At 56.1% G+C, this 24,904-nt stretch carries 25 protein-coding genes; 16 read left to right on the top strand and 9 right to left on the bottom strand.

The features are described from left to right. The first annotated feature begins 3 nt into the window (after window positions 1-3). A complete protein-coding gene (locus Q0Y21_RS08145) occupies window positions 4-1,155 on the top strand; it encodes a cupin domain-containing protein (protein WP_297793608.1) in 1,152 nt (383 codons plus the stop codon). Further along, window positions 1,152-2,114 carry a GNAT family N-acetyltransferase gene (locus tag Q0Y21_RS08140; RefSeq protein ID WP_297793605.1) on the top strand — a complete coding sequence of 321 codons (963 nt, stop codon included), beginning with the start codon at window positions 1,152-1,154 and terminating at the stop codon, window positions 2,112-2,114. The genes Q0Y21_RS08145 and Q0Y21_RS08140 overlap by 4 nt, the downstream gene beginning before the upstream one ends. Here Q0Y21_RS08140 and Q0Y21_RS08135 read toward each other — a convergent pair. Then, window positions 2,103-3,113, bottom strand: coding sequence for a LysR family transcriptional regulator (locus tag Q0Y21_RS08135; RefSeq protein ID WP_297793602.1), 1,011 nt, complete (start codon window positions 3,111-3,113; stop codon window positions 2,103-2,105). The two genes, Q0Y21_RS08140 and Q0Y21_RS08135, sit on opposite strands and share 12 nt — an antisense overlap. Window positions 3,114-3,343: 230 nt before the next feature. Here Q0Y21_RS08135 and Q0Y21_RS08130 point away from each other — a divergent pair, with 230 nt between their 5' ends. Together Q0Y21_RS08130 and Q0Y21_RS08125 are read left to right on the top strand one after the other, a co-directional pair. Beyond that, entirely contained in the window at window positions 3,344-4,120 is a 777-nt protein-coding gene (locus Q0Y21_RS08130) for a hypothetical protein (protein ID WP_297793599.1), read from the top strand. A gap of 57 nt (window positions 4,121-4,177) precedes the next feature. Further along, window positions 4,178-6,175 (top strand): ATP-binding protein, encoded by a 1,998-nt coding sequence (locus Q0Y21_RS08125; RefSeq protein ID WP_297793596.1) that lies wholly within the window; start codon window positions 4,178-4,180, stop codon window positions 6,173-6,175. On the opposite strand, the gene Q0Y21_RS08120 is transcribed toward Q0Y21_RS08125, so the two are convergent. Both Q0Y21_RS08120 and Q0Y21_RS08115 read right to left on the bottom strand, forming a co-directional pair. Then, on the bottom strand, window positions 6,126-6,593 hold the full coding sequence (locus Q0Y21_RS08120; protein WP_297793594.1) for a MarR family transcriptional regulator: 468 nt from the start codon (window positions 6,591-6,593) through the stop codon (window positions 6,126-6,128). The genes Q0Y21_RS08125 and Q0Y21_RS08120 overlap by 50 nt on opposite strands. Window positions 6,594-6,596: 3 nt before the next feature. Next, on the bottom strand, window positions 6,597-7,079 hold the full coding sequence (locus Q0Y21_RS08115) for a glutathione peroxidase (RefSeq protein ID WP_297793591.1): 483 nt from the start codon (window positions 7,077-7,079) through the stop codon (window positions 6,597-6,599). Between the two features lie 235 nt (window positions 7,080-7,314). Between Q0Y21_RS08115 and Q0Y21_RS08110 the strand changes: the two genes are divergently transcribed. From Q0Y21_RS08110 to htpX, 3 genes are all read left to right on the top strand, one after another. Then, window positions 7,315-8,529 carry a pyridoxal phosphate-dependent aminotransferase gene (locus Q0Y21_RS08110; protein WP_297793588.1) on the top strand — a complete coding sequence of 405 codons (1,215 nt, stop codon included), beginning with the start codon at window positions 7,315-7,317 and terminating at the stop codon, window positions 8,527-8,529. A gap of 12 nt (window positions 8,530-8,541) precedes the next feature. After that, entirely contained in the window at window positions 8,542-9,006 is a 465-nt protein-coding gene (locus Q0Y21_RS08105) for a hypothetical protein (RefSeq protein WP_297793586.1), read from the top strand. 115 nt (window positions 9,007-9,121) lie between these two features. Continuing rightward, window positions 9,122-10,003, top strand: coding sequence for a protease HtpX (gene htpX / locus Q0Y21_RS08100; RefSeq protein ID WP_297793583.1), 882 nt, complete (start codon window positions 9,122-9,124; stop codon window positions 10,001-10,003). Here the strand turns inward: htpX and pdxB are convergent, their stop codons facing one another. Genes pdxB through Q0Y21_RS08085 form a run of 3 tightly spaced genes read right to left on the bottom strand, consistent with a single transcriptional unit; the run spans window position 10,004 to window position 13,059 of the window. After that, a complete protein-coding gene (gene pdxB / locus Q0Y21_RS08095; RefSeq protein ID WP_297793580.1) occupies window positions 10,004-11,158 on the bottom strand; it encodes a 4-phosphoerythronate dehydrogenase PdxB in 1,155 nt (384 codons plus the stop codon). A 20-nt stretch (window positions 11,159-11,178) separates the two neighbouring features. Further along, complete coding sequence (locus Q0Y21_RS08090; RefSeq protein ID WP_297793578.1) at window positions 11,179-12,474, bottom strand: DEAD/DEAH box helicase; 1,296 nt, start codon at window positions 12,472-12,474, stop codon at window positions 11,179-11,181. A gap of 6 nt (window positions 12,475-12,480) precedes the next feature. Beyond that, complete coding sequence (locus Q0Y21_RS08085) at window positions 12,481-13,059, bottom strand: elongation factor P hydroxylase (RefSeq protein ID WP_297793576.1); 579 nt, start codon at window positions 13,057-13,059, stop codon at window positions 12,481-12,483. A gap of 154 nt (window positions 13,060-13,213) precedes the next feature. On the opposite strand from Q0Y21_RS08085, the gene dsbD reads away from it, so the two are divergent. Beyond that, a complete protein-coding gene (dsbD, locus tag Q0Y21_RS08080; RefSeq protein WP_297793575.1) occupies window positions 13,214-15,112 on the top strand; it encodes a protein-disulfide reductase DsbD in 1,899 nt (632 codons plus the stop codon). On the opposite strand, the gene tusA is transcribed toward dsbD, so the two are convergent. After that, window positions 15,093-15,332: a sulfurtransferase TusA gene (tusA, locus tag Q0Y21_RS08075; RefSeq protein WP_297793572.1), complete on the bottom strand. Its 240-nt coding sequence runs from the start codon at window positions 15,330-15,332 to the stop codon at window positions 15,093-15,095. The genes dsbD and tusA overlap by 20 nt on opposite strands. A 102-nt stretch (window positions 15,333-15,434) precedes the next feature. Between tusA and Q0Y21_RS08070 the strand changes: the two genes are divergently transcribed. Then, window positions 15,435-15,719 carry an antibiotic biosynthesis monooxygenase gene (locus Q0Y21_RS08070; protein WP_297793570.1) on the top strand — a complete coding sequence of 95 codons (285 nt, stop codon included), beginning with the start codon at window positions 15,435-15,437 and terminating at the stop codon, window positions 15,717-15,719. A 14-nt stretch (window positions 15,720-15,733) separates the two neighbouring features. Here Q0Y21_RS08070 and rlmM read toward each other — a convergent pair whose 3' ends face one another. Then, window positions 15,734-16,810: a 23S rRNA (cytidine(2498)-2'-O)-methyltransferase RlmM gene (rlmM, locus tag Q0Y21_RS08065; RefSeq protein ID WP_297793567.1), complete on the bottom strand. Its 1,077-nt coding sequence runs from the start codon at window positions 16,808-16,810 to the stop codon at window positions 15,734-15,736. Between the two features lie 116 nt (window positions 16,811-16,926). On the opposite strand from rlmM, the gene Q0Y21_RS08060 reads away from it, so the two are divergent. After that, entirely contained in the window at window positions 16,927-18,768 is a 1,842-nt protein-coding gene (locus Q0Y21_RS08060; protein WP_297793562.1) for a diguanylate cyclase, read from the top strand. On the opposite strand, the gene Q0Y21_RS08055 is transcribed toward Q0Y21_RS08060, so the two are convergent. Beyond that, a complete protein-coding gene (locus Q0Y21_RS08055; RefSeq protein ID WP_297793559.1) occupies window positions 18,765-19,421 on the bottom strand; it encodes an alpha/beta family hydrolase in 657 nt (218 codons plus the stop codon). The two genes, Q0Y21_RS08060 and Q0Y21_RS08055, sit on opposite strands and share 4 nt — an antisense overlap. 233 nt (window positions 19,422-19,654) lie before the next feature. On the opposite strand from Q0Y21_RS08055, the gene ccoN reads away from it, so the two are divergent. From ccoN to Q0Y21_RS08025, 6 genes are all read left to right on the top strand, one after another. Next, entirely contained in the window at window positions 19,655-21,085 is a 1,431-nt protein-coding gene (gene ccoN, locus Q0Y21_RS08050; protein WP_297793556.1) for a cytochrome-c oxidase, cbb3-type subunit I, read from the top strand. Between the two features lie 15 nt (window positions 21,086-21,100). Continuing rightward, on the top strand, window positions 21,101-21,709 hold the full coding sequence (ccoO, locus tag Q0Y21_RS08045; RefSeq protein WP_297793553.1) for a cytochrome-c oxidase, cbb3-type subunit II: 609 nt from the start codon (window positions 21,101-21,103) through the stop codon (window positions 21,707-21,709). A gap of 5 nt (window positions 21,710-21,714) precedes the next feature. Then, window positions 21,715-21,900, top strand: coding sequence for a cbb3-type cytochrome c oxidase subunit 3 (locus Q0Y21_RS08040; RefSeq protein ID WP_297793551.1), 186 nt, complete (start codon window positions 21,715-21,717; stop codon window positions 21,898-21,900). After that, complete coding sequence (gene ccoP / locus Q0Y21_RS08035) at window positions 21,897-22,787, top strand: cytochrome-c oxidase, cbb3-type subunit III (protein WP_297793548.1); 891 nt, start codon at window positions 21,897-21,899, stop codon at window positions 22,785-22,787. The genes Q0Y21_RS08040 and ccoP overlap by 4 nt, the downstream gene beginning before the upstream one ends. A 131-nt stretch (window positions 22,788-22,918) precedes the next feature. Further along, window positions 22,919-24,352: a cytochrome c oxidase accessory protein CcoG gene (gene ccoG, locus Q0Y21_RS08030; RefSeq protein WP_297793545.1), complete on the top strand. Its 1,434-nt coding sequence runs from the start codon at window positions 22,919-22,921 to the stop codon at window positions 24,350-24,352. A gap of 44 nt (window positions 24,353-24,396) precedes the next feature. After that, entirely contained in the window at window positions 24,397-24,900 is a 504-nt protein-coding gene (locus tag Q0Y21_RS08025; RefSeq protein ID WP_297793543.1) for a FixH family protein, read from the top strand. The last annotated feature ends 4 nt before the right edge of the window (window positions 24,901-24,904 follow it).

Below are 24,904 nucleotides of genomic sequence, written 5' to 3'. Positions count from 1 at the left end.
ACTATGGACATGCTTGGCGGCATTTCAGCGGCAGACTTTCTCAGGGAATACTGGCAGAAGAAGCCCCTGGTGATTCGTCAGGCATTTCCCGGATTCCAGTGCCCGGTGTCCGCCGACGAGCTGGCAGGCCTTGCCTGCGAGGAAGGCGTGGAATCCCGCATCGTGGTCGAGAATGACGATGGCGCCCCCTGGCAGCTGCACAACGGGCCGTTCAGCCCCGACCGTTTCAGTACCTTGCCCGAGCAGGACTGGACCCTGTTGGTACAGGGGCTGGATCACTGGGTACCGGACGTTGCCGACCTGCTGGACAACTTCCGCTTTGTCCCCAACTGGCGGCTGGATGACATTATGGCCAGCTACGCCCCGAAAGGTGGAAGTGTTGGCCCGCACTATGATCAATACGACGTCTTTCTTCTACAGGCTCAGGGCCACCGGCGCTGGACGTTCGGCGGTCACTGCGACCACACATCTCCCCGGGTGGAGGGCACCCCGTTGCGCATCCTGAGTAGCTGGGAGGGAGAAGAAACGGTCACCCTGGCCCCCGGCGACATGCTCTACCTACCACCGGGCATTGGTCATCATGGCATTGCCGAAGACGACTGCATAACCCTGTCCATCGGCTTCCGCGCACCGACCATTGACGACATCCTGACCGGCTTTACGGATTTCCTCTGCAGTCAGTCCGATGCCGCGGATCACCTCCGCGATCCCGACCTCAAAGTTCAGGACAATCCGGGGACAATTGCTCCTGAAGTTATTGATCGCCTGGAGTCCGTCATTCGCGAGAAGCTGTCGGGCCGCAGACAGTTGTCCCTCTGGTTCGGCCAATACGCCACAGCGCCCAAGAGTTTGGATATCGTCGTACCGTCGGACGAGCCGATTGCGCCAGAGGTCTTCCGGGATCTGGTACGTGAAGGTGCGCAATTACGCTGGAATGAAGGCTCCCGCTTTGCCTATCATGATATTGGAGAAGAGACCGCGCTGTTTGTCGACGGCGAGCAGTACCTGTTAAAAGGTGATGCCTGCCCGCTGGCTCCCCTGCTCTGTGCGGGTGCCCGTATCGACATGGGAGCCTTGACTCCCCTGGTCGAGGACGAAGCAATCTGCGGTCTGCTCGCAAACTTGTACAACCAGGGATCCGTTTATTTCGAATGACCAGAATACGAGTCCGCAAATACAGCTGGCAATTGGCGCCTGCGTCCATCCGCGCCATACGGCAGCGCGTTTTTGTTGAAGAGCAGAACATTCCTCCCGAGCTGGAATGGGACGATACCGACGACATTGCGGATCACTACCTGGCGATAACCGAAGACAATGAACCGGCCGCGGTCGCCCGAGTCTTTTCCACCCTGGAAGAAACCGCCCACATAGGCCGCATGGCCGTATTGCCAGAGTTCCGAGGTAAAGGGGTGGGCGAAGCTCTGTTACGCCATCTGATCTCCGAGACTTCCCGGTACGAAGAGCTGAAACTGTCAGCGCAGGAGTATGCCATTCCCTTTTACCAGCGCTCCGGTTTTCATGTGTGTTCCGATCTCTATGACGATGCCGGTATTCCACATGTGGATATGCGTTGCCTGTCACCGAAACTGGTAGCGCCAGAGAGTCACCGTGAACATCCGATGATACTGGGCAAGGACCGGGATTCCTGGCTGTTCAAATCGGAAACCAGCCTGGTCAGCCTGCTGGACTCCATAACCGGCCAGGCCAATCAGCGGCTCTGGCTGTATGACCGGCTGCTGGAGCACGATCTCTACGACCGTACCCAGTTTCGTGAACTCTTGTCCGCCCTCGCCCGCCGCCACCGACTTAGCGAGGTTCGCCTGCTCATCCACGACGACAAGCCACTGGTCAAACGGCGGCACCAAATCGTGGAATTAATGAAGCGCCTGCCAAGCCGAATAGAACTGCGACTGGTTAACGATGACTATCCGCTCGAAGAACGACCGTTCCTGTTGGCCGACCGGGAAGGGGTTGTGTACCGCCACAGCTTCAACAGCCCCGAAGGCTTTGCCAACTTCGCTGATGGCGGGCGGGTCAAGCTGCTCGGTGAAGCTTTCCAGCGCATGTGGGACACCAGCCGCAGCTCTCTGGAGTTGAGAGAACTACCGCTCTGAATGGTAGACCTGTGGAACCTCCGCGGACTCGAATTGTGCCCCGAAGGGAGCAAATTCGGCGTCCACCTCCTCCGCCACTTCCACAATCAGCTTTCTCAACCATTGATGGTCCGCGTTGTGCTGCAACAGCGGACTCCACGCCATCTTCAGTTCAAAAGGCGGAATCTCGAACGGTGGCACTTTGACCACCAGGTTGGGGTTATCTTTCTGCAACCAGGCCGCTCGCGTTGGCAGGGTTGCAACGAGATCGTGCTGCTCCGCCAACAACATCGCGACCTGATAATGCCGTGTAAAAACCGAAATCTGCCGCTTGCGCCCCATCCGTGACAAGGCCTCATCCACCCAGCCCAGCCTCTGGACGTCCTTGGGATTGACGCCAACTCCCACGCCGAAGCCGGTTTTGCTCACCCAGATATGACTGGCATCCAGATACGTATCCAGAGTGAAAGGCTCCCTGAGAATCGGGTTGCGGGCGTTCATCAGGCAGGCAAAATATTCGATCCAGAGGGTCTTCTGGTGGAACGACTGGGGGATCTTGTCAAAACGGTTAATTGCCATGTCCAGACGGCCCTGCTCGACATCCAGAAAGCTGACGTCACTGGGCGTCAACACATCCAGGGTCACGTGGGGTGCCTCCTGACGAATGCGCCGCAATACCCGTGGCATCAGACAGGACTCGGCGTAGTCACTGGCCATGATGCGAAACACCCGCTGACTCTCCATAGCGGAGAACGGTGTCTTTTCCTGCACCGCCTGCTCAATATCCGAGAGAATACCTCTCACCAGGGGCTGCAACTCCCTGGCACGTTCGGTGGCCGACATGCCTTCACTGGTGCGCACCAGCAGAGGATCTCCGAACACATCCCGCAATCGACGCAGACCATTGCTCATGGCCGGCTGAGTGATGCCCAGGTGGTTAGCGGCCTTGGTCACGTTCCGCTCCCTGAGGAGTACATCGAGATACACAAGAAGGTTTAGGTCGACCCGGGAAATATCCATTCAACACTCCTGATAACGCGGTACTGCTGGAACAGGACCGGAAATATTCACCCGGATAATGTACATTATCCTTAGGATTCATTAAATAAATACTATAGATCGCACATTCACATTTCAAAACGGAATCAATACAGGTTTTCTGCTAATCTTTCGGGTACTTGCTGAATCACTGTGATTTTTATGGCCGGAATACACCACCCCGGCCCGAAACCGGAGTCGTTGCCGCCAACATGAACACCACTACGATCGTCCTGATACTCGCAGCCATCGTTACCGTCTCCATTGTCATTATCGTGGGCAGCCAGATGCGGGAGCGGGCCCGGATTGAAAAGGCGCGGCGTATGACGGCCCAGGAAGACCAGTACAACCGCGCTCACCGGTTGCTCGATGAAATCCCTGGCCACTACCTGACCAATGACCTCAAGCTTCTGCTGATCAAGAATATGGAGGAAGCCTGTCAGGAACTGAGTGCGTTGAAATCGAATCTTCCGGTCAAACAGTGGCTCGAAGCGACCCGGCAACTGAAAAGCTCGGTGCAGGAAAACACCGACAACCGGCCGCCGGTAAAAATCGACTCCCCAGAAAAATCAAATTATGTCAAAGAGTTACTGCAAAGTCTGTTCAAAATGATTGAAGGCATGCACAAGGCGGGAAAACTCGACAGCTCGACGGCCAAGAAAAATCTGAGATACGTTTTGTTCCTGGTCCACAAGACCCATGCCGACCTCCATGTGTTTCAGGCAAGGGACTATGTGCGACAGAACCAGATTCGTAAGGCTATTCACGCCTATCATCTTGCCAGTACCGAAATGGGTAAATCCCGGGATAATCCATTAGCGATGAAAGCCGTAAAAAGCTTCCGCACCCGCATCAAGGAACTTGAAGCCATGGGACCGGAAAACGAAAAAGGTCCCGGATCACAGGAAGGACAGTCCAAACTGGATCGTGAATGGGACACGTTTCTCCATGACGACGAGTGGAAGAAAAAGGCGGACTATGACGATTAACCCGACGCTTGCCAGCCTGTCCTGACAAGCTACCCGAGACAAGGATTGTGACCACTGGTGACTAGGCTATTCAGAAAACGCCTTTCCTTTCGCCTGACCCGTGATACGGTGTTGCTGGCCATGGCGCTGGGGCTGGTACTGAATATGGTTCAGGTAACCCTGGACTATTTCAATGCCCGCGAATCCATGGAAAAGGAAGTTCGTGCGCTTATCGAAATCAGCCACAGCCCGGCATCACAAATAGCCTACAATATCGACGTCCGGTTGGCTGAAGAACTGCTTGATGGCTTACTCCGGCACCCGGCCACCATTGATGCCAGGATCGTCGATAATGATGGTCACACAATGGCCGCTGCCAGTAAAAGCAGCCCATCCTCCCCCTATCGCTGGATCAGCGATGCCCTGTTCGGAGCAAACCGCACCTTCAGCGACGAACTGAGAGTCAGGCAACTGGAGGACCTTCCGTTAGGTACCTTGAATGTCACCATAGACACCTACCATTACGGGTTGCTGTTTCTCAAGAGAGCGAGTTATACGCTGGTGAGCGGCTTCTTCAAGAGCCTTATCCTCTCCGGTGCGCTGCTCGGCATTTTCTATTTTATCCTCACGCGCCCAATGATGAACGTTATCAACGCGCTCAGTCGGGTTCAGGCCGAATCACCGGAAAAAGTACGCCTGCCGGTTCCGGTCAATCACCAGGACGATGAAATCGGCGCCATGGTCGGCGTCATCAACCAACACTTGAGCACCATCGATACCACCCTGGCTCAGCTTCGTCAGGCTGAAAGCGCCATGAAGAACTATTCCACACAGCTGGAACAGGAAGTCGATGACCGTACACGGGAGATTTCACAGAAAAATTCAGCACTCCAGCGGGGCAACAGGGCCCTGGTCAAAGCCAAGGAAGATGCGGTTCGCCGGGCAAGATCGCGAGCCAATTTCCTGGCCAGCATGAGTCATGAAATTCGCACACCGCTGAATGGTGTGCTGGGAATGCTGGGGCTGGCCCTGGAAGGCAACCTCGATCAGGAGCAACGCGCTCGTCTTGAGATCGCCTTCACAGCCGGCCAAAGCCTGCTAGGGCTGCTGAACGACATTCTCGACATTTCCAAGGTCGAAGCCGGCAAGCTGAGCCTGGAAAACATTCCGTTCAGTATTAAAAACCTGATCCAGGAGTGCGCCACACTCCATGCCCAACAGGCAAATACAAAGAATATTGAACTGATCACGGACATCGACCCGGAACTGCCAGACATGTTCCTGGGTGATCCAACCCGTACCCGCCAGGTGATCAACAACCTTCTGAGCAATGCCATCAAGTTTACCGAGGAAGGCACCGTCAGGATTCATGCTGCCCGCTTTGGTGGCAACCTCCGGATTGACGTGGTAGACACCGGCATCGGCATGTCAAAAGAAGGCCTGCACCGGATTTTCTCCCCGTTCTCACAGGCAGACACTGACACCACACGACTGTATGGCGGGACCGGACTGGGTCTGACATTGTGCCGCCAGCTGGTGGAGCAGATGCATGGCCAGATACTGGTAGACTCGGAAGTCGGCCAGGGCACCCATTTCACCGTGACGCTACCGCTACCGGTCTACGCACAAAGCATTCAACAGCCGGAAGAGTCCACCCCCATCACCGACACCAACACGTCAACTGATAGCCTGAGTATCCTTCTGGTGGAAGATAATCAGGTCAATCAACTGGTGGCCAGCAGCCTGCTGAAAAAACTGGGACACTCCGTCGACCTTGCGGAAAATGGCAAACTGGCCCTGAAAGCCCTCGAAGAAAAGAACTACGACCTCGTGTTGATGGACTGCCAGATGCCGATCATGGACGGTTACGAGGCAACCCGAAAAATCCGCGAGAATCCGAAGTGGCAAACTCTACCGGTAATCGCAGTCACCGCGAATGTCATGCAGGGCGACCGTGAGGACTGCCTGGCTTCCGGCATGAATGACTACATCACCAAGCCTTACAACCGCGCCGATCTGAAAGCGGCTATCGAGCGCTGGGCGCCCGACTCTCCAGTTGGGCCAGAACCGACCTGAGCTCATCCCTGAGCGCCATCAGGCGATCAGGGGCCACACCAGTACTACACAAAAGACGCTCGGGAATCGACCTCGCCTGCTCTCGCATCGCAAGGCCATCAGCTGTGGCGACAACCGTCACCACTCGCTCATCCTCGACGCTCCGCTGGCGCCGGACCAGCCCGCGCTCCTCAAGGCGCTTTAACAGCGGCGTGAGCGTACCCGAATCAAGTCTGAGGCGCTCCCCGAGACCGGACACCCGCACAATGTCAGCGGCAGCCGCTGCCTCCCACAACACCAACATCACCAGGTACTGGGGATAGGTCAACCCCAGCTCTGTCAGCAGCGGCCTGTAACGGGCCGTCATGGCCCGGTTCGCGGCATACAATGCAAAGCAGAGCTGGTTATCCAGGCCCAGGATATCGTCCGTATTGCTCATCGCTTAAAGCAACTTCTCAATATCGGCACGGATAGCTTCTGGCTTGGAAGTCGGCGGGTATCGACGAATCACCTTGCCCTCCCGGTTGACCAGGAACTTGGTGAAGTTCCACTTAACCTTTTCTGACCCCATTACCCCGGTAGCTTCCTTTTTGAGGAAACGATAAAGCGGGTGAGCTTCCGTGCCGTTGACGTCGACCTTGGCAAACATGGGAAAATCAACGCCATAATTCAAGCTACAGAATTGGCTGATCGTATCTTCATCCGCCGGGTCCTGATTCATGAACTGATTGCACGGAAAGCCGAGTACCGCCAACCCCTTTTCTCCCAGCTCACTATGCAGGCCCTGCAGGCCTTCAAACTGAGGGGTAAACCCGCACTTGCTGGCGGTATTCACAATAAGCAGAACCTTGCCCTTGTACTCTGCCATGTCATGCTCATTACCTTTGATGTCCCGCACCTTGAAATCGTAAATGCTTTCCGTCATTCCTCTCCCCTTATATTTTGCTCGATTAGGTTGTGCACAATACATTATTCGGTAACGATTGTCTCGGTTATCGGGCGAATTTACAGACAGGATGAACTTGTCGCCATAAATCTCCATGATTAAGCCACAATTCATCACAATTGGCCTGTTGCCGGGCGGCCATGCTCCGCTAGAATACAGGCTTGTCGTTTTGATTTACTGATAACTGTTACAAGGTTAAGGAAGCCCGGGTCCTATGCAGAATTACTACAAGTCCGCCAAGCTGGATAACGTGTGCTATGAAATACGTGGCGTGGTTCTGCGCGAGGCACGTCGCCTCGAGGAAGAGGGACACCGGGTCCTTAAGCTGAACATCGGCAATCCGGCTGCCTTTGAGCTCGATATCCCGGAGGAAATCCAGCAGGACGTCATCTACAACATGCCGCTGGCCCAGGGTTACGTAGAATCCAAAGGGCTGTTCTCCGCCCGTAAGGCGGTTATGCACTACTGCCAGCAACGCGGCATTGATAAAGTCGATATTGACGACATTTTCCTGGGCAATGGCGTCAGCGAACTGATCGTCATGTCGATGCAGGCCATGCTGAACACCGGCGACGAAGTGCTGATCCCCGCGCCGGATTACCCACTCTGGACAGCCGCCGTCACGCTCTCCAGCGGCAAGCCCGTGCATTATCACTGCGACGAGCAGCAGGACTGGTTCCCGGACATTGATGATATTCGCAAGAAAATCACCAGCCGAACCCGCGCGATCGTCCTGATCAATCCAAATAACCCGACAGGGGCGGTTTATTCCCGCGAACTGCTGGAACAGGTCATTGAGCTGGCCCGTAAACACAACCTCATCATCCTGTCCGATGAGATCTACGATAAAATTCTTTACGATGGGACAGAACACGTATCCACCGCGGCACTGGCCGATGACGTGCTCTTCTTCACCTATAACGGCTTGTCAAAGAATTACCGGGCCGCCGGTTACCGCTCAGGCTGGATGATCGTCAGCGGTGCCAAGCATCGTGCCCGGGACCTGGTCGAAGGCATCGAAATGCTCTCCAACATGCGGCTGTGTGCCAACGTGCCGGCCCAGCTTGCCATTCAGACCGCCCTCGGTGGCTATCAGTCCATTGATGACCTGGTGGCTCCGGGTGGGCGCCTTTATGAGCAGCGCGAAACCGCCTGGCAGTTGCTTAATGACATTCCAGGTGTCAGTTGCGTGAAACCTAAAGGCGCTCTCTACCTGTTCCCGAAACTGGACCCCAAGCGCTTCCCGATCATGAATGATGAAAAGCTGGTGCTTGACCTGCTGCTGCAGGAAAGGATCCTGCTGGTGCAGGGTTCGGCGTTCAACATTGATGACAAACAGCACTTGCGGGTGGTGTTCCTGCCAAGGGTCGATACCCTGGAGGACTCCATGAAGCGCCTGGCCCATTTCCTCTCCACGTATCAGCAATAGTTGGTGCAGTTCATGGCTGACATACACATAGAGGAATTTTACAAAGATACCGCCATCGCTCTGGTTCAGCTTTATGGCGCATTCCCGAGGCGCACCAACCTGTTCGTGGAGGACATCGCCGGTCCAGACGAACCGGACGAGTTCGGGCTGCACAGCAAGCGTCACATGGCCTGCTTTGGCGCCCTGCTCTGGCTCGAGGAAGAAGGCCTGCTGCGCTATGTGGATACCATCCGTCAGGAAGCCCTGGACCAGGCCGTACTTACCCAAAAAGCCTTTGTCCGTCTGAGTGCCCCCGCCAGCACTGAGCTCCTGAACAACCTCCAGGTCCAGCCTCCCGCGGAAATGGAAGGGTTGCCCGAGTCGGTCCGCCAGGATTTTTCAACCCACATCCACCTGATTCGCAACGCGTTACGCAAAGGCAGTTCCGCGACCATCAGCCGCGTTATGCAAGGTATATTCTTTGGCGGAATTTGCTAATCAACAGCAGACCATTAAATCCGCGTAACCCCGTTGAACCGGGGTCGACTACCCATATATAAATCATCAACAACCAGTCACGCTCGCGGATAACGAAGCAACCAAGGAACCGAATATGCGCATTCTGTTGTTTCTCGCCACCAACCTGGCAGTCATCATTGTGGCCAGCATCACCCTGCGCCTGCTTGGTGTAGACAGCTACCTGGCCCAGAACGGTATCCAATACGGCTCTCTGCTCGCTTTCGCAGCCGTGTTCGGCTTTGCCGGTGCCATAGTGTCTTTATTGATTTCCAAGCCAATGGCCAAATGGAGCACCAAGGCCAAGGTAATTGACTCTCCCCGGACACCGGCGGAGCGCTGGTTGGTGGATACCGTTGCGGAGCTGGCAAAAAATGCCGGTATCGGAATGCCTGAGGTGGCTATTTTCCCCGCCTCCCAGTCCAATGCGTTTGCCACTGGCTGGAACAAGAACAATTCACTGGTCGCCGTTAGCGAAGGCCTGCTTCATCGTTTTAACAAGGACGAGATTCGCGCCGTGCTTGGCCATGAGATTGGCCACGTGGCCAACGGCGACATGATAACGTTGGCACTGATTCAGGGCGTGGTGAACACCTTTGTGATTTTTGCATCGCGGGTCATCGGCTCATTCGTCGACCGGGTCGTGTTCAAGAATGAGAGCGGGCACGGTATCGGCTTTTTCGTGGTCAGTATCGCGGCGGAAATTGTCCTCGGCATCCTGGCCAGCACCATTGTCTTCTGGTTCTCCCGTCGCCGGGAATTCCGGGCCGACATTGCCGGCGCGCAACTGGCTGGTCGCAGCGCCATGATCAGTGCCCTGGCAAGGTTGAAGCAGGAAAGCGAGGTACCAGACCAGATGCCGGATTCACTGCAGGCGTTTGGTATCAACCGGGGTGCCCGAGCGGGTCTCAGTGCCCTGTTTATGACACACCCGCCACTTGAGAACCGTATTGAAGCCCTGCAAAAGGCAAACCTCTGATCAGATCTTGAGCTTGAACCCCAGGGCACGGAACGTGTCCTGGAGGGACTTGCTGGTGCCCTTGAGCTGAATTTTCACACTGGAAAACTCCCGCCGCACCGGATAGTTCTTCCGCAGCCGGTCAAAGGCACTGCCCCGCTCTTCCGGTGGCAGCTCCATGGTGAGCCTCAGACGCGCATCATCCTTGCGAGGGTCGTAACAGGAACGCATGGCAATATTGCCGGCCCCCATCTCTTCCGCTGCACTGGTAAAGGACAGCTTGCTCAACGCCGGTTCCGGCAGAAACTGCCCCGCCTTCTTGCGTACCGGCAAGCCCAGAAAACGGCACAGGGACTGATAGATCATTTCCGTACCCTGAACCTTGCCTTCCAGACTGTAACCCGCAATGTGGGGTGTGGCGAGCCAGACCCTATCCAACAGCTGCGGGTTGATTCTCGGCTCCTGCTCCCACACATCCAGCACCACGGTGGGTGCATTCGCGCCATCCAGGCGTTCCTGAAGGGCAACCGAGTCGATAACCTCCCCGCGGCTGGTGTTAATCAGTAGTTGACCGGCAGTGAGCCGGTCAAGCCTGGCGGCGTCAAGCATGTGGAATGTAGCATGCGGGGATTCTTTGGTGAGCGGGGTGTGCAGCGTAACAACATCACACTCCAGCGCCTCGTCCAGGCTGCAGAAGACCTGCTCACTGTTTTCTTCCTGGTCGGCTCGCGGCGGATCACACAGGCGCACTGTAAAGTCCAGCTTATCCAGCTTGCGCGCCAGCTCACTGCCCACGTTACCGGCACCCACGATACCAACACTCAGGGTTTCCCAATCATCCAACCCCCGCTTTTCAGCATACAGCGACAGTACCGACAGCACATATTCCGCCACACTGTTGGCATTGCATCCGGGAGCGGCAGAAAACGCAATCCCCCGGGATTTCAGCCATGCCTGATCCACGTGATCGGTGCCGATGGTGGAGGTACCAACGTAGCGCACCCGACTGTCTTTCAGCAGCGCCTCATTGACCCTGGTGACCGAACGCACCAGCAGGATATCCGCGTCATTGACATCCTCGGGCGACATAGTGCGCCCGGAAACCCGGCGAATATTGCCTATATCCCCAAAAAACGAATCCAGCAGGGGAATGTTTTCATCCGCTACGATTAACATGGTCTGATCTTCCGGCCTCGTTAGTTCCTGCGCTGTCGCTGGGGACGTCCGCCCTGACTACGCCCGCCCTGCCCCCGGTTTCCCTGGGGACGGCGCCCGCCACGCTTTCTGGTGATGGGCGCATTGGGCATGGTTGTCATCAGCTCTTCATCCGGTACGGTGGTTTTAAGCTTCTGACTGATATAGGCCTCAATCGCCGGCAGCGAGAAGGCATCGTCCTCACTGGCAAAACTCACCGATACACCGGTTTTGCCGGCACGACCGGTTCGACCAATACGGTGTACATAATCTTCAGCATTCTCTGGCAGATTGTAGTTGAAGACATGGGTGACACCGTTAACGTGAATCCCCCGACCGGCAACGTCTGTCGCCACCAGCACCTGGATTGTGCCCTTCTTGAACTGATCAAGGGTCTTCAGGCGCTTGTTCTGTGCGATCTCCCCGGACATCAGAGCCACCTTCACGCCCTGGTTGCGGAGATCCTCGTCCAGGTCCCGGCACTGGTCCCGTCGATTGGCAAAGACAATGGCCTTTTCAACATCCGGTCGCTTCAGGTAATTCACCAATACCGGCAGCTTTTCGTCCTCTCCCACGAGGTAAACCGTCTGCTCGACCCGCTCAGCGGTTTTCTGCTCTGGTTCAATTTCCACGAACTCGGCATTGCGCGTCCACATGGAAGCCAGATTCAGCACATCCTGATTGAACGTGGCACTGAACAGCAGGGTCTGCCGGTCTTCCTTCGGAGTGCACTTGCGAATGATCCGCTTGACGTCGGGGATAAAGCCCATGTCCAGCATACGGTCCGCTTCATCCAGAATCAGGATGTCAAGCTGATCCAGGAACACGTCCTGGGAACCCAGAAAATCGATCAAACGCCCGGGAGTAGCGACCAGAATATCAACAATCTCATTCTGCAGCTGATCCCGCTGCTTGTCGTAGTTCATACCACCGACCACGGTCACCACATTATGCCCGGTGTAGCCGCAGAGTTGTTCGGCATCCTTGGCAATCTGCATGGCCAGCTCCCGGGTCGGCGCCAGGGCCAGCACACGGGGTTCAGAGGCAAAGCGATCTTTCTTTGGAATGGGGGTTTCCAGCAAACTCTGGATAGCCGTGATCAGGAAGGCGGCGGTTTTGCCGGTACCGGTCTGTGCCTGACCTATCAGGTCCTGGCAAACCAGGGTAAACGGCAGGGTCTCAGCCTGAATCGGTGTGCAATGCTCGAAACCAATGTCGGTGATGGCGTCCAGCAGACGCTGATCGAGGTTCAGATCCTTGAACAGCGTCTTGCCGGTTTCGCTTGGGTCAGATGTCATATGTATTCAGTCTACCTCTGTGTCTGTTTTGGAATCCGTGGGGAGTATGCGCCGGGACTCTTCATGCCAGGCTCGTTCAAACGTTTCCACGGTTCCATAGAATGACCTGAGCGTATCAAAGAATGCCCGGGCACGTGCCGGCATCCCACACTCCAGGTAACGATTGGCCTGCGCCCTTACCTTGCGGCGAAAGCCGTCTTCATCGGCTGCTCCGTCGCCGGAGAGGTTGTCCACACTGATATGAAAGCGGACACCCGCAGCCACGGAAAAAAGCCATTCAAGTGCCTGAGGCTTAACCTCTACTTGCTCAAATGCCTGCTGCTGGCTCGCGGAACGGCCGTCAGGACAGTACCAGTAACCATAGTCCCTCAGGGTCCGGCGATGTGATCCGGCAATACACCAGTGGCTGACTTCATGCAGCGCGCTTGCATAATAGCCGTGAGCAAAAATAATCTGTGCAGCGCTACCTGTCTCAGCAGCAGGCAGGTATTCGGGCTCATCATTGCCCCTGATCAGGACCGTCCGGTAGCTTTCCCGGAACAGGTCATTGAATAGCATGATAAGATCGTCTGGATTGTGAGTCATTGGGTCGCTATTGTGCGTCTTTAAACCCCGCAATGCCAGTGGGAACTTTAGGGTGCTATGTTTGTCCACTGCAACCGGTAGCCCGCTCTTAAAAAGGGTATAATCCCAATCAGCGATATTCCAGAACATGCCCATTCAGGAACCGACAGCCCCTATGACCGAGTTTGCTCCAATATCCGGACGCGTTCGCATGGACACCCTGGCGAGCCGCATCATTATGGCGTTCTTTCTTCTGCTGATGTCCGCTGCATCCTGGGGGCTTGGAAACTCGGGTAACTCCCTGTTTGGAAACAATGGCGACTTCCTGCCCGTTGATGAGGCGCTCCCGTTTAACTACATCACCGAGAACAACGGTGTGGTGCTGACCTGGGATGTGATGCCGGGGCACTATCTCTACAAGACCCGGGTCTCCATTGAGCCTATGACCGACGGGGTTACCCTCGGCGAACCACAGTTTTCGCAACAGGGCACGACTACCGAAGACGAATATTTCGGCGAAGTGACCGTCTTCTACGAACCGGTGGAAGCGCGGGTTCCGGTATCCCTGCCCGACGGAGTGCAGGAAGCAGAGCTTCAGGTGACGTATCAGGGCTGTGCCGAAGCCGGACTGTGCTACCCACCCCAGACCCGGGATGTTCTCTATTTCGCCGGCAGCAACACTGACAATGTCACCAACGAAGCAGATACAGCCGCCTCAGCGCCCGGCGGCACCAGAGGTTCCGGTACCACGGCAGGCGTCAATACAGAGTCAGCGACAGGTCTGGCAGGATTCCTCTCGGAGCAGTCAACCTTTGCCATCGCCGCCGTCTTCCTGCTGCTGGGCCTGGGCCTGACATTTACCCCCTGCGTGCTACCGATGGTTCCGATCATTTCCTCACTGGTGTCCAGCCGTAACACCCAATCAACGGGTCATGCCCTCTTGCTGTCTGCCAGCTATGTGTTGGGCATGGCATTGACCTACGCCGCCGCTGGCGTTATTACCGGCATGCTGGGCGCCAGCTTCAACGTCCAGGCTCACCTGCAATCTCCCTGGGTACTCGGTGTGTTCGCCACCCTGTTCGTGGTGTTTGCGCTGTCAATGTTCAACCTGTTTGAAATCCAGCTGCCCCGCTTCATCCGGGAACCCCTGAACGAGGCCAGCCACCAGCTGACGGGCACCCGCGTATTCAGCATTTTCGGCATTGGCGCTCTATCGGCGCTGATTGTGTCTCCCTGTGTATCCGCGCCGCTGGCCGGTAGCCTGCTGTACATAAGCACCACTCAGGATGCATTTATAGGCGGCGTTGCGCTTTTCTCCCTAGGCCTTGGAATGGGCGTCCCCCTGATTCTGGTCGCCGTCGGCGGCCGCAAGCTGTTGCCATCCACCGGCCCCTGGATGAATGTGGTGAAAGCCTTTTACGGGGTGATGTTAATGGCCGTTGCCATCTGGCTGATTGAACGTCTGGTTCCCGCATGGGTGGCACTGACCCTGTGGGGACTGCTAGTCGCCATTACCGGGGTTCAGCTCGGTGCGTTTGACGCAGCCAGGGCCGGCTGGGAGAGGACCCGCAAAGGCCTGGGGCTGGTCATGTTCGCCTATGGTCTGGCCCTGCTTGCAGGCGCCATCGGTGGCGCTCAGGATCCCCTGAACCCGCTGGCGCCCTATACTGCAACAGCCACAACGCTAGGGGGGCAGTCCACTCAGATGCATGCAGGCTTCACCCGGGTGGAAACTCCGGATGAGATCAGAGCCCTACTGGTTAAGGCCCATGAACAGGGCCGACCCGCCATGCTGGATTTCTATGCGGACTGGTGCATTTCATGTAAGGTTATGGAACGTAACGTGTTTTCCGATCCAACTGTGGTAGAGGCTCTGAAATCCCATCACCTCCTGCAGATCGACATGACCGACAATACGCCCGCCCAGCAGGCTTTCCTGGAAGAACTGGGACTGTTTGGACCGCCCGCCATTCTGTTCTACGACAGCAATGGACGTGAGCAATCAGGCGCGCGCGTGCTTGGTGAGATGGACAGGGACCAATTTCTGAGCCACCTCAACTCCCTCGACGTATAAAAAACAGAAACTCCTCCCCGGTCTCTTCACTGTGGACCAGCTGGTGCTCAAGGAACTGACAGAACCGGGGAATATCCCGGGTCGTGGACGGATCAGTGGCCACCACTTTCAGGACCCCCCCCACGGGCACGTCATTAATACGGTTATGGAGCATCATCACAGGTTCCGGACAATACAGCCCCCGGGCGTCCAGCTCTCCGTCAAACGTTATCTCGTCCAAGGCCGATTCTCCGTTGGTTCATTTCATGTGTTTCTGCATGTGTTTCTGAGAGTTACATGCTAAATTATTGTTTATAACAGTCAAAACGTTACGAGGTAAGCCATGATCCGGGTATTGATTGAACGTCATATCGCAGAGACTCTTGAATCCGCCTATGAGGAACGGGCCCGCAAGGTGCTGCAGCAAGCTGTCAGTGCCCCGGGATTCATATCCGGTGAAACCCTGGTGGACGCCCGCGACCCGAACCACCGCCTGACGCTGTCTAACTGGCGCTCAGAAATGGACTGGGACCATTGGTACCACTCCGAAGAACGGAAAGAGTTGATGGCCGAGCTGGTTCCCATGATGGACCAGGACGAGTCAATCACGGTGCTCTATCAAAGCTGAGCAACCGCTCACCTCTACATCACCCGCTCAATGAAACAGGTGATTTCCTCACGATCGTGGTAGAGATGGCGCGCCCTGAGACGATACGCCATCTCTGTCTCAGCCAATCCGGTCTCAAGGATTTCCCGGCATATAAGCCACTCGTCATACCGCTTCTTCATCGGCAGCTTCAGGTTGAAAATGCAGTAGCGACACAGGCCATTCTTCAGCCAGTCCACGACCATCTGCGACGTGCGGCGAGGATGGTCGACGATATCGCAGACCATCCAGTCGACACTACGTCGTGGTTTCCAGAAGTAGCCATCCGCTTCGACATGCTCAACCTGTCCTGTGGCCATCAGCTCTTCATTCATGGGGCCGTTGTCTACAGCTGCCACCATCATGCCTTGTCGCACCAGTTGCCAGGTCCAGCCTCCAGGCGCAGCCCCCAGATCTACAGCCTGCTTGCCGCCCCCGAGATAGTCGAGAGCCTGCTCCGGCGGAAGGAAGACCTTCCAGGCTTCTTCAAGTTTGAGCGCTGACCGGCTCGGCGCCGAGGCCGGCAAACGCAGCCTGAGAATCCCACCGACATAGCGGGCGCGGTTCCCAGACGGACTGACGCCAATCATCGCTCGCCCAAACTCCGGAAGGAGAATCTCCAGGCTGGCCGGTGCTTCGGCATTGGGGTCCGGCTTCATCAGGCCCGCACCACGCAAGCCCCGCGATAACGGGGCAACCCATTTCCTGGCAAAATTCCCCAGGTCACGATCTTCGTTGTCCTCGGGCACCCGAACCTCGACCCTTGCGCAATTAGGAAACCCCGCGGGCAATGCCTGGAGCCCCTGAATCACGGCTCCGACCCGGTCTGCGGCAGGCAATTCTATCTCGGCAAGCCCGACAAACCAGTCCCTGACAAACACCATATCGTCCAGGTTCAGTCGCCGGAGCAGTTCGTCGCTCCCTTCCGGCCCCGTCAGGAAAAAAAACAGGTAACCGTGCTTGCCGCGAGGCTCAAAATAGCCGAAGACACCCCTTGCGGCGGCTGCATCGGTCATTTCCCGCCCCGCTTCTGTTTCAAAACCGGGGCGGCAGAACAAAATCATGTGTTCCATGGAATACCTTATAGGGATTTCCGTCACGGAAATCCTCAAGAATTTGAAACTGTTTAACAGTGAAGATCACAGTCTGCCGGTACACTGACAGGCTACTTCCCGGCAGGAACCCATTGATGCAGCTTTACCTGCGTATTTTTATCGCGCTGACGGCTCTGGCACTGGTTGGTGCTTCTCCGGCACTGGGTGCCCACCCGGGAAGCCCTTGCCCGACTCTTGATGCCAGCATGGATCACCAGCGTGCGACGCTGATGGATCACGTGTGTTTCCACGTGGCTGCCCCGGATGAACCGGCCCATCAGGCAGACAATCCGAATGAGTTACCTGCCTCACTCGACTGGCAAGAAGCCGGCGGTCATGACCTGGTATTCAGCCACACCAACTCCGTGTACTGGGTTCACTTACACCTGACCAACACCAGCGAAAACGGGGGATTCTGGTATCTGAAACTCAACTACCCTCTGCTGGATGATGTCACGTTCTGGCAAGACAGCACGTCGGCTTCCTCCACGCTGATTACCGGCGACCAACGCTCATTCCTCTCGCGGGGCATAGATTACCGGTATTTTCTCCTCCCCGTCACCCTGGGCTCCGGGGAGAAACAGGAGATCACCCTCAGAATTCGGAGCAGCGGCGCCCTCAATGTTCCACTGTCGCTGGAGACCCCCGGCACCCTTATTGCCGAAAGCAATCACCTTACCCTGACCCACGGTCTGTTTTACGGTGCCTTGCTGGTCTTTGCGGTGTTCAACCTGCTTCTGTTTATCAGTTCGGGCACGGCTTATTACTTTCACAACGCGTTCTACATGGCCAGCATGGGCATTTTCCTGTTCGCCATGGGCGGTTTTGCCAATCAATACTTCTGGCCGGACAGCACCGGGTTTGCCAACACCTCAATCCCATTGCTCATTGCCCTGTGCGCCCTGGCAATGACTCTGTTCGGCCGGTCTTTTCTGGAGGTCTCGCCCGGCACCCTGTCAGCAACCATTCTAACAGCCTTTGGCTGGGCGTCAGCAGGCCTTCTGGCAATGACATTCCTGCTGCCATACAACAAATCAATCCTGCTCAATACCCTTTTGGCGTTGATTGTCATTTCCAGTCTGTTTGTCATTGGCATTTTCAGGTGGCGTCAGGGCTATGCTCCGGCGCTCTGGTACGTACTGGCCTGGTCGGTAATGCTGGTCGGCACCCTGATCTACTCCCTGGCGGCATTCGGTTACCTAACGGACTTTCTTGCCCGGGAGTTTTTCATGCTGATTGCCATCGGGGCCCAGGTCATCCTGCTCAACTATGCGATGGTGCAGCGCTGGCGGCTACTCAACCAGAAACTCCTGCACGCGGAGCACAATGCTCGCTCGGAGCTGGAACTGAAGGTCCATGAAAGGACCGCACAACTGAGAAACACCATGAAGGAACTGGAAAAGGCGAATCGGAAACTGGCAACCATGAGTCTCAACGACGCCTTGACTGGACTTTATAACCGGCGGCACCTTGACAACATGCTGCCCGAGCTGTGCGCGGAGTCCCGACGCACCGGCCATTCCCTGACTTTGGCACTGGTAGACGCCGATCATTTCAAGAATATCAATGACACCTGGGGACATGGCTTCGGTGATGTCTGCCTGCAGCGCATAGCAGAGGTTCTAACCCGTCACGTCAAACGCCCACGGGATATCGCCATCCGTTTTGGTGGCGAAGAGTTCGCACTGCTGCTACCGGGAACCAGCCGCGAGGGCGCCTACCGCGTGTGCCAGCACATTCTGGATGACATGCGACACACGCCAATCAGAACCGATGACGGCACCGACGTAATCCTCACCCTGAGCGCCGGCATTGCCGTCCTTGGCCCCGGCGACCATGAGCAGGCGTTTTTCCAGCGCGCTGATGACGCGCTCTACCAGGCCAAGGCATCCGGCAGGAATCAGGTTGCCATCTTCGATACGGAAATCGCGCATTAGGACTTTAGTGCACACACCATAAATGAATCCGCCAGCCCGGCCGCCTGCTGGATAAGGTCATCCTGGCTTTCCGGCTGCCTCGCCAGTGGCTGAAAATCGTGATTTCCGCCTTCAAGCCAGGCCATTTCCAGTCTCTCTGAAGACGCCACCCGTTCCCTGACTTCTTCCGGCTTGCCAAAAGGGTCACGGGTCCCCTGAACAACGAGCACCGGACACCAGAACTGCGGAAAGTGGTCCACCCGCCAACGGTCCGGTTTCCCAGGCGGGTGAAAGGGATAGCCGAAACACAAGGCACCTTTGAAGCGCCCCTCCAGCCGGGGATCGGCAGCCAACAGGCTTGCCATGCGCCCGCCCATGGATTTTCCACCAATAAACAGTGGACGATCAGATAACGGCCCTACCATGACCTCTGCAATCACCTGCTCGTAGTGATCCAGCAACCTGGGCTGACGATCGGGCGGGCGCTTTTTGCCATCTTCGCGTCGCCTTGCCATGTAGGGAAATTCGAACCGTATGGTGGTCACTCCCTGATGCGCAAGCGACTCAGACAGTTTGATCATAAAGGAAGAGTCCGCTGGCGCTCCGGCACCGTGGGCAAGAATGAGAACCGGTCCCGTGCCGGTGTTGCCGCCTTTGGTAGTATAAACTTCCATCCAATTCACCTTGTGAGCATTCCCCCCTATTATCAGGGGCGGTAAACAACAAAAGCCCGACTTTACTGCTAAGCTCCCTGCAAACCAAAAGAAAACCCCAGGCGCCCTTGCAGGTTGCTGATTCTGGCGCATTTGACGGGCGTTCTGAGTTGATCTGAGTCATTGCAAAGCGCTAATGGTTTCTCCATACTTGCGCCCGCATATTTTCCCACTCTAAACCCATTGGTAAGGCTATGAGCACAGTAAATGCTAACCTGACATACAACTACAAGGTGGTAAGACAGTTTGCCATCATGACGTTGGTCTGGGGCATTGTTGGCATGGGCATGGGTGTGCTGATCGCATCCCAACTTGTCTGGCCATCAATGAACCTCGACTTTTCCTGGACCCACTTTGGTCGTCTCAGGCCCCTCCACACAAACCTCGTTATCTTCGGGTTTGGTGGTTCAGCCCTCTTTGCTACCTCCTATTACGTTGTACAGCGTACTTGCCAGGCACGACTGATCTCCGATGGATTGGCAGCCTTCACCTTCTGGGGCTGGCAGGCCATCATGGTTGCCGCCATTATCACCCTGCCAATGGGTTTGACCTCCACCAAGGAATACGCCGAGCTTGAATGGCCAATTGATATTGCCATCGCCCTGGTCTGGGTAACCTATGCTCTGGTTTTCTTCGGTACCGTCACCAAGCGCAGCACACCGCACATTTATGTTGCCAACTGGTTCTACGGCGGCTTTATCCTGACCGTTGCCGTTCTGCACATCGGTAACAACCTTGCGTTGCCAGCAACGGCTTTCAAATCCTACTCTGCCTACGCCGGTGTAACCGATGCCATGATGCAGTGGTGGTACGGTCACAATGCCGTAGGCTTCTTCCTGACCGCTGGCTTCCTGGGCATGATGTACTACTTCGTTCCCAAGCAGGCCAACCGCCCTGTTTACTCCTATCGCCTGTCGATCGTCCATTTCTGGGCGCTAATTGCCACTTATGTTTGGGCCGGCGGACACCACCTGCACTACAGCGCACTGCCTGACTGGGCACAGACTGCGGGCATGGTGATGTCCCTGATCCTGCTGGCACCGTCCTGGGGCGGGATGATCAACGGCATGATGACGCTGTCTGGCGCGTGGCACAAACTGCGCACCGACCCGATCCTGCGTTTCCTGGTGGTTTCTCTGTCGTTCTACGGCATGTCCACCTTCGAAGGCCCGATGATGGCTATCAAGACCGTCAACGCGCTTTCTCACAACACTGACTGGACCATCGGCCACGTGCACTCCGGCGCGCTGGGTTGGGTTGCCATGATCAGTATCGGCGCCATTTACCACCTGATTCCCAAACTTTGGGGCGTTCCTGCCATGTACAGCACCAGCCTGATCAACGTGCACTTCTGGCTGGCGACCGTGGGCACCGTCCTCTACATCGTTGCGATGTGGGTAAACGGTATTATGCAGGGCCTGATGTGGCGCGCCGTAAACCAGGACGGCACCTTGACTTACAGCTTTGTCGAAGCGCTTGAGGCTTCCTATCCCGGTTACTTTGTCCGCTTCATCGGCGGTGCAATTTTCCTCTCCGGCATGCTGGTCATGGCTTATAACACCTACATGACCGTTCGCCAGAAAGATGCCGTCGCACAGGACAACGCGGCAGCTCAGCCGGCGTAACGGGAGACAATCAAGATGAAACACGAAATTGTAGAAAAAAACCTTGGTCTGATGATCGTACTGATCATTCTCACCATCAGTGGTGGTTTCCTGGCCGAAGTGGTGCCGCTGTTTTTCAGCAAGGACACCAATGAGCCGGTTGAGGGCCTGGAGCCCCTGTCCGCGCTTGAGCTGGAAGGACGCGATATCTATATCCGCGAGGGTTGCCACGTATGTCACACCCAGCAGATTCGTCCGTTCCGGGCAGAGACCGAGCGTTATGGCCACTACTCCGTGGCGGGCGAGTTCGTTTACGACCGCCCGTTCCTGTGGGGTTCCAAGCGCACCGGGCCGGATCTGGCCCGAGTGGGCGGTCGTTACTCGGATGCCTGGCAGCGCCAGCATCTGTACGATCCCCGCAGCGTTGTTCCCGAGTCCAACATGCCGGCTTTCCCGTGGCTGTTTGAAAATCGTGTGAACCATGCCGACACAGCAGCAAAGATGACAACACTGCAGACACTGGGCGTGCCTTACAGCGATGAGCAGATTGCCGAAGCAGCCGCCGAAGTGAAAGGCAAATTCGAAATTGAAGCGCTGGTAGCCTACCTGCAACAACTGGGCACAGTGATTTCAGAGAAACGGTGATCCCGATGGATTTAAACGAGTTACGCGGTATTCACACCCTTTTTGTCATGGTGGTATTCCTGGGAATCGTCTGGTGGGCGTACAGCGCCCACCGCAAGAAGGCAAACGATGAAGCGGCACACCTGCCCTTCGACGATGATGAAGTGGACAAGCGTACTCTTGAACAGGAAAAAACGGAGAAAAAGCAATGAGTACCTTCTGGAGCATCTGGGTCAGCGTGATCGTGCTCGGTACTATTTTCGGGTGCTGGTGGCTGCTCTTGGCAACCCGCAAAAGTCAGACCACGGACACCGAAACAGACCGGACTACAGGCCATTCGTTTGATGGCATTGAAGAGTTGGACAACCCACTGCCCAAGTGGTGGTTCTATCTCTTTATCGCAACATGTGTCTTCTCTCTGGGCTATCTGGCGCTTTATCCGGGCCTGGGGAACTTTAAGGGCTTGTTGGGATGGACCTCATATAATCAGTGGGAAGCGGAAGTTCAGCAGGCCGAAGCCCGATATGGTGAGCTTTATGCCAAATTCGGCGATACTCCGGTTGTGGAGCTCGCCGAGAATGAAGACGCCATGAAAATGGGCCAGCGCCTGTTCGCCAACAATTGCACAGTTTGTCACGGCTCGGCTGGTCGGGGCTCCCTCGGCTTTCCTAACCTGACCGATGACGACTGGCTCTACGGCGGCGAGCCTGAGAATATCCTGACAACCCTGCGTCAGGGACGTAACGGCAATATGCCTGCCAAAGGTATGATGCCAAACATGACGTCCGATCAGGTGGACCAGGTCGTTAACTACGTGTTGTCGTTCAGCGACCGGGCAAAGGATCCTGAAGCAGCGAAAGCTGGTGAGGAAGTCTTTGCCCAGGCATGTTCCGCCTGCCATGGCAGTGATGGCAAGGGGAACCAGGCCATGGGTGCGCCGAACCTGACAGACGACACCTGGCTCTACGGATCTACTTACGGGTGGATCAAGGAAACTGTTATGAACGGAAGACAGAACCAGATGCCTGCACAGGGCGAGCGTCTCTCCGAAGATCAGATTCAGATTCTGGCTGCGTACGTTTACAGCCTGTCCAACTGATCATCTGGCCGGGGCCTGCGGGTGCCCGGCCAGGCCTGCTCAACCCTGTGTCTGCCCTTGCGGGCACAGGCTTGAACAGACCCTGATGCCCCTGAGCTTCCTCAGCGGCAAATTTTCATCGGGAGGTAGCGATGAGCAACGAGATACCGGTCAAACAGATTGACCCGTCCTCTGACCCCTCCGATAAGAACAATAAATCCGGAACCGTCGAGTTATACGCCAGCCGTAAAAAGATCTACGTCAAGGAAGTCAAAGAAGGCTTCTTCCAGCGTATCCGTAACGTCAGCCTGCTGGTGTTGATGGGTATGTATTTCCTGTTTGTCTGGCTCACCCTGGACGGCCAGCCACTGATTCACTTCGACCTTCCCGCCCGGGAATTCCACCTGTACGGGCTGACCTTATACCCGAAGGATTTCTTCCTGCTGTCGGGCCTTCTGATCATCGCCGCATTCGGTCTGTTCTTTATCACCACCCTGTTTGGACGAGTCTGGTGTGGATACACCTGTCCGCAAACCGTATGGACTTTTATTTTCATGTGGGTCGAAGAGCGGATCGAGGGCAGCCGCAACAAGCGTATGAAGCTGGACAAATCACCGCGATCAACGCAAAAAGTGGTGAAAAAGTCCCTGAAGCATACCGCCTGGCTATTGATCGCCCTCGCAACGGGTCTGACGTTCGTCGGCTATTTCTATCCCATTCGGGAACTGATTGCCGATTTATTCACGCTTCAGGCCAACGGTTGGGCCTATTTCTGGGTCGGCTTCTTTACCCTGGCCACCTACCTCAACGCCGGCTGGATGCGCGAACAGGTCTGCCTGTATATGTGCCCCTATGCCCGCTTCCAGTCGGTGATGTTTGACCCAGATACCCGCGTAGTGTCCTACGACCCGAACCGCGGTGAACCCAGGGGCGGACGCAAGAAGGACGCCGATCCGGCTGAACTTGGGCTGGGTGACTGTATCGACTGCGGCCAGTGCGTCCAGGTCTGCCCCACCGGCATCGATATCCGGGACGGACTTCAGTATGAATGTATCGGCTGCGCCCTGTGCATTGATGCCTGCGACGAGGTGATGGACAAGATGAATTACCCGAGAGGGTTGATTCGCTACACCACCGAAAACGAGCTTGAGGGCAAGCCCTCCAAACTCATGCGCCCCCGCACCTTCGGTTATGGCGCGGCGCTGGCGTTGATGATCGGCGCCATTGTGTTTGTCCTGGCAACCCGGGTGCCGGCGCAACTGGATGTCCTCAAAGACCGCGGCGCACCGTTCGGCTTCAATGGACAGGGGCGAGTCGAGAACTCATACACCCTCAAAATCGCCAATATGACGGAGGTCCCACAGACCTTCAACATTTCGGTTTCCGGTATGGAGGGCATTCAGGTCTTAACAGATACCCAGGTGACAGTCGACAGCGGCGAAAACCGGGCTCTTCCAACGGTCGTGGATGTCGACCCCGAGACCATTTCCCAAAGCAACAACGTCATCCGGTTCCGTATCACCTCGGAAACCGATGAATCACTGATTATCGAAACTGAAAGCCGATTTGTCGGTCCTACCCGCTAGCATTCCGGCTACCTGTTACGGACCTATTTGAGAGAAAATGAGTTATGACTGAAAACACTGTTAAGCCCTGGTATCGCCAGCCATGGTTCTGGTTCCTGACGATTTTTCCGTTGGCTTCCATCACCTATTGCGCGGTTGCCATTACCATCGCAATTAACACCGAGAACTCCATGGTGACCGATGACTATTCCAAAGAAGGTCGCGGCATCAACATGGAAATTGCCCGCGACCAGAAAGCCAGTGATCTGGGGCTTCAGGCGAACCTGTCATTCTCCGACCGGAACATCAAGCTGGTGCTGGACAGCGATTCCGGTCAGACGGATTACCCTTACCTGATCCTCAATCTGTTCCACCCGACCATCGCTGAAAAGGACAGGATCGTTCAGTTCACCCGGACCGGCCAGAACACCTATCGGGCAACCATGAATCAGGACATCAAAGGCCGTTGGTATTTTGATCTGCGCAGTCCCGACAACGACTGGCGCCTCAAAGGCGAAACGTCCCTGCCCTCTGATACCGCCATTCAAGTGGGCGCGGTAAACCGTTAGTTCG

Source organism: uncultured Marinobacter sp., assembly GCF_947259545.1.
Classification (GTDB): Bacteria; Pseudomonadota; Gammaproteobacteria; order Pseudomonadales; family Oleiphilaceae; genus Marinobacter.
Note: the sequence above shows the minus strand (reverse complement) of the source record. Positions and strands in the feature narration are given on the sequence as shown.